Raw genomic sequence first — 5,269 nt, 5'->3', positions numbered from 1 at the left:
GGGTTCGGCGTTGGTGCCCGCGAAGACGCTGCGCCAGTCGGTTTGCCCGCCAGCGCAGAACAGACTCGCGGCGGAGGCGAGGAAACGTTGCATCCCGCCTTCCTCGCGTCGCAAGGTCTGGCCGATGAAGTTCGGCTCCGGGTCGGCTCGAGCGTCGAAGATCTCTTCGAGGCTTACTGTCAGTACAGGGTGCGGGCTGATCTCGATGAAGAAGCGGGCGCCGTCGGCGTAGGCCGCGTCGACCGCGCGGTCGAACTGCACCGTTTCGCGGAGGTTCTGATACCAGTACTGCTCGTCCAGGGCATCGGTGTCGATCAGTCCGCCCACTGTCGAGGAATAGAAGTCGATGTTGGAACCGACGCCCCGAATCTCCGTCAGAGCAATCAGTTCGTTGCGCAAATCCTCCACGGACCGTGAGTGCGAAGCGAAGTCGACCGGAATCCGCCGAGCACGGACACCGGCTTCTTCGTACTCCTCTACCAGGCGCGTGACCGCGGCGACGCTTCCCGAGACCACGGTCGATACCGGGCTGTTCGTCGCGGCAATTTCGATCCGGTCAGTCCAGTCACGGGTCTTTTGGAGAATGTCAGCGGTTGGAACTGCGACGGTTGCCATCGTTCCCTCCCCCGCGATCCGCCGGATTGCTTTACTCCGGTAGGCGATCAGATGGGCGGCGTCGCGAAGGGTAAGCGCGCCGGCGATATGAGCAGCTGCTACTTCTCCCTGGGAATGGCCGATGACGGCATCGGGGTGAACGCCCATTGATTGCCACAGCCGCGCCAGGGAAACCATCACCGCGAAGAGCGCGGGTTGCACGACGTCGACCCGCTCCAACGTCGGCGCGCCGGGTACGCCGCGAAGCACATCGGTAAGCCGCCAGTCGACGAACTCGGTCAGAACTCGTTCACATTCGATCAGGTGTACGGCGAAGACCGTTGAAGTATCGAATAGTTCGACACCCATCTGCGCCCACTGCGAACCCTGGCCCGGAAAAACGAAAACAGTCTTACCCTCGACACCTGCACGCCCGTGGAGGACCGCCCCATCGATCGAGGGGGCAGAACCATCGGCCAAGGCTCGGAGACCGGAAAGGAGTTCCGCGCGGTCGGCACCGAGGACCACCGCCCGGTAGCCGAATAGAGTCCGATTGGTCAAAGACAGACCCACATCGAGAATGTCCACATCAGTATCACCGTCCACTCGGGCCCACAACCGGCTCGCCTGCTGCTCGAGGGCGTCACCTGTGCGGCCCGACAGCGTCCACGGGATCGTCGCAGGCCACATCGGAACGGGGTTCACTTCAACGGGTTTCATCGTCGGCGCTTCTTCGACGATGACGTGCGCGTTGGTACCGCTGATACCGAACGAGGACACCCCGGCTCGCCGCACGTGATTCGGATCCCGTGGCCATGCCCGGCTGGATGTCAGTAGCTCCACCTGGCCGCTCGACCAATCGATCTGTGCTGAGGGTCGGTCGACATGCAACGTCGCGGGCAACATCTCGTGCCGCAACGCCATCACCATCTTGATCACGCCGGCCACACCTGCCGCCGCAGACGTGTGGCCGATGTTCGACTTGATCGATCCCAGCCACAAGGGCTGCGCCCCCTCAGCGCGAGCGCCGTAGGTTGCCATCAACGCTTGAGCTTCGATGGGATCACCGAGCTGTGTCCCGGTCCCGTGGGCTTCAACGGCATCGAGATCAGCCGGTGAAACCCGTGCGTTCGCCAGTGCTGCGCGGATGACGCGTTGCTGGGCAGGCCCGTTAGGAGCCGACAACCCGTTGCTCGCCCCATCCTGATTCACCGCCGAACCACGCACCACCGCCAACACCCGATGCCCCAACCGCACCGCATCCGACAACCGCTCCACCACCAACACACCGACACCCTCCGAAGGCACGAAACCATCCGCACCCTCAGCAAACGCCTTACACCGACCATCCGCAGCCAAGCCCCGCAGCTGCGAGAACTCCACAAACGCCGACGGTGTCGGCATGACGGTCACGCCGCTCACCAGCGCCATATCGCACTCGCCCAACCGCAATCCCTGTACCGCAAGGTGCAATGCGACCAATGAGGAGGAGCATGCGGTGTCCACCGACACGGCAGGTCCTTCCAGGCCAAGGACATAGGACACTCGGCCCGACGCGACACTGGAGGTGTTGCCGGTCAGCCGGTATCCGTCAAGTCCGGGTGTGGAGGCGGCGCTGTCGACGCTGTAGTTGCTCGTTCCGAGCACGCCGGTGTAGACGCCGGTGTTGGACCCCTTCAACCGACGCGGATCAATACCCGCCGACTCCACCGCCTCCCACGACACCTCCAACAACAACCGCTGCTGCGGATCCATCGCCAACGCCTCACGAGGACTGATCCCGAAGAACCCCGCATCGAACTCCGCCGCACCATCGAGAAAACCACCCTCACGCACATACGACCGACCCGGCGTCCCCGGCACCGGATCGAACACACCCTCAACATCCCAACCACGATCGACAGGGAAACCCGAGATCACATCCCGCTCCCCCACCACCACATCCCACAACCCAGCAGGCGAAGACACACCACCAGGAAAACGACACCCCATACCCACAATCACCACCGGATCCGAGGCGACGCCCTCGGATGCGGGCTTGCTGTTCGCGGCAGGTGCCGGTTGTGCGGGCTTACGAGTCAATTCCTCGTTGATGTATCCGGCAAGGTCCCCCGGTGTCGGATAGTCGAAGACGACGGTCGCGGGCAGTTTGATTCCCGTGGTGTTCTGCAGCCGGTTGCGGAAATCCACCGCACTGAGCGAGTCGAACCCGAGGTCGCGGAAGGTGTTGGCCACCCGCACGTCGGCGACTGTGCTGTGGCCGAGGGTCGCGGCCACCTGTGCTTTGACGATCGACAAAATGAAGGCACGCTGACCAGCAGCATCGAGAGTCGCGAGTTTCTCGGTCAGGTCGGCATTCGACGACACGCCCGTGTTTCGGGCAGACCCGTGCTTTGAACTCGAGCTCGGCTGTCCCGCCGCGGATGCGGGCGACATGTCGATACGCGCCGCGATCGGTGCGGGCTGCGCCGTCGAGATCGCCTCATCGAACAGGCGCATCCCCTCGTCTGCCGAAATCGGGAGAACACCGGCGCGACGCAGCCGGGCCCGATCCGATTCGGTGAGATGACCGGTCATGCCCGTTCCGGGCGCCCAGAGCCCCCACACGATGGAGGTGCCGGGAAGCCCTCGGTTGTTTCGATGCTGGATCAGGGAGTCGACGAAGGAGTTCGCGGCCGCGTAGTTGGCTTGCCCGGGCGAACCGAACTGGCCAGCGATCGAGGAGAACATCACGAATATCGACAGGTCGATGTCTTTGGTTAGTTCATGGAGATTCCATGCCACATCTACCTTCGATTCGAAGACTCGATCGAAATGCTGTGGCTGCAGCGCGGCGAAGACAGAATCGTCGAGGGCGCCTGCCGAGTGGACCACCGCCGTCAATGGCCGGTGGTCGGGGATCGTCGAAATGACCTCGGCCAGTTGCTGTTTGTCGGCTGCGTCGCATCGCCTGATGTCCACCGCGGTGCCGAGCTCGGCCAGCTCGGTCACTATCGGATCGGTGTCGCCCGCTTCGGCCCCGGTTCGGCTCAGTAGCAGGATGTGCCGCACGCCGTGCCTGGTGGCGAAGTGACGGGCGACTTGCCTGCCGATCTGGCCTGTGCCGCCGACGATGAGGACAGTGCCTTCCTTATTGAGCGGGGAAGGGATCGTCAGGACATTCTTGCCGATGTGTTTGGCCTGACTCATGTCGCGAAAGACCGTCGGTGTCAGTCGCACATCCGTGGCGGTGGTGGGAATCAGTCGGAAGCTGCCGGCGGCGAAAGCCGCCATGATGGCGGCCAGCATCCGCTGGATCAGCGCCGGTTCCACCGCTCCGAGAGTGAAGGCGGCATAGCTGACACCATCGGGCGCCTGCCGCGGGTCGCGGATGTCCGTCTTCCCCATCTCGATGTAGGCGCCACCCGGGGTGACCAGGCGCAGCGAGGCATCGACCTGTTCGCCGGCCAAGGAACCGAGGACGACGTCCATCGCCCGTTCGTCGGACTGCGAGGAAAACTTGCTTTCGAACTCCAGTGAACGCGAATCGGCGATGCGCTCATCGGTCAGGCCGAGTACGCGCACTGCCGACCATTTTCCGGCGCTGGCGGTCGCGAAGACCTCGGCACCCAGGTGCTGCGCGATCTGCACCGCGGCCATCCCGACGCCGCCGGCGGCGGCGTGCACCAGCAGTTTCTGTCCCTGCTGAAGATCGGCGAGGTGCACCAGCGCGTAATAGGCCGTCAGGAAGGCGACAGGTACGCCAGCGGCTTCGGCGAACGACCACCCATCGGGAACGGGAACCAGCAGCCGGTGGTCGGTAACCGCGACCGACCCGACGGCGGGAATCACGCCCATCACATGGTCACCGACGACGAAGCTCCGCACGTCATCGGCGACGCCGATGACGACGCCGGCACCTTCGCTGCCGATCAGCGCGCCCTGGTCACTGACCATTCCCAACGTCGTCACGACGTCGCGGAAGTTCACGCCGGTCGCGCGTACGGCGATGCGGACCTCACCGGGGGCTAGGGAAGCCTCAGCTTCGGCTGCGACGGCGAGGAAGTTTTCGCCGTCGAGAGTCTGTCGGTCGCCGATCTGGAGTCGCCAGCTGGATTCGAGAACACGGTCAGAGCCGGTGATCGGTGTCGGTCCGCCTGCAATCAGGCGGGGCGCGAGGATCTGGCCGCGGCGCAACGCAATCTGAGGAGCGGCCGACCGGGTGGCCGCGGAAACGGCGTCGCCCACCTGTGTCCAGTCGTCGATGTCGATAAGGACCAGACGGTTGGGGTTCTCGTTTTGCGCTGATCGCAGCAGACCCCAAACCGGTGCGTGGGCCAGATCTACGACATCGTCGCGCGGGCCGACCGCGGTTGCCCTGCAGGTCACCACCACGAGTCGCTTGCTCGACTCGTGAGTGAGCCATTGCTGCACAGCTTCGGTAACTCGGATCGTCTCGGCTCGGACGTGCGTCGGCCAGTCTCCGCTCTCAGGCGAGGTTTCCCGGAGAATGAGGACAGGATGGGTCTCGCTCCCCACGGCGGCCTTGCTGTCCGCAGTGGAATCGATCTCGGTCCAAGCAGGGTCCTCCCCCGTCTCTGGCGCGCGTTGATCGGTCACCGGCTCCCAGTCGAGCGAGTACAGCGCGGGTGCGGCGGTGGAGGTGCTGAGCGCGAGCTGGTCGAGAGAGGCGGCA

Annotated in this window: 1 protein-coding gene; it reads right to left on the bottom strand. The window is 64.3% G+C overall.

Annotation, left to right across the window (positions count from 1 at the left end; translation table 11 throughout):
• Positions 1-5,269: type I polyketide synthase (locus NN4_RS44260; RefSeq protein ID WP_147144386.1), on the bottom strand; the 5,269-nt coding region annotated here is incomplete at both ends.

The organism is Nocardia ninae NBRC 108245, assembly GCF_007990755.1.
Lineage (GTDB): Bacteria > Actinomycetota > Actinomycetes > Mycobacteriales > Mycobacteriaceae > Nocardia > Nocardia ninae.
Note: the sequence above shows the minus strand (reverse complement) of the source record. Positions and strands in the feature narration are given on the sequence as shown.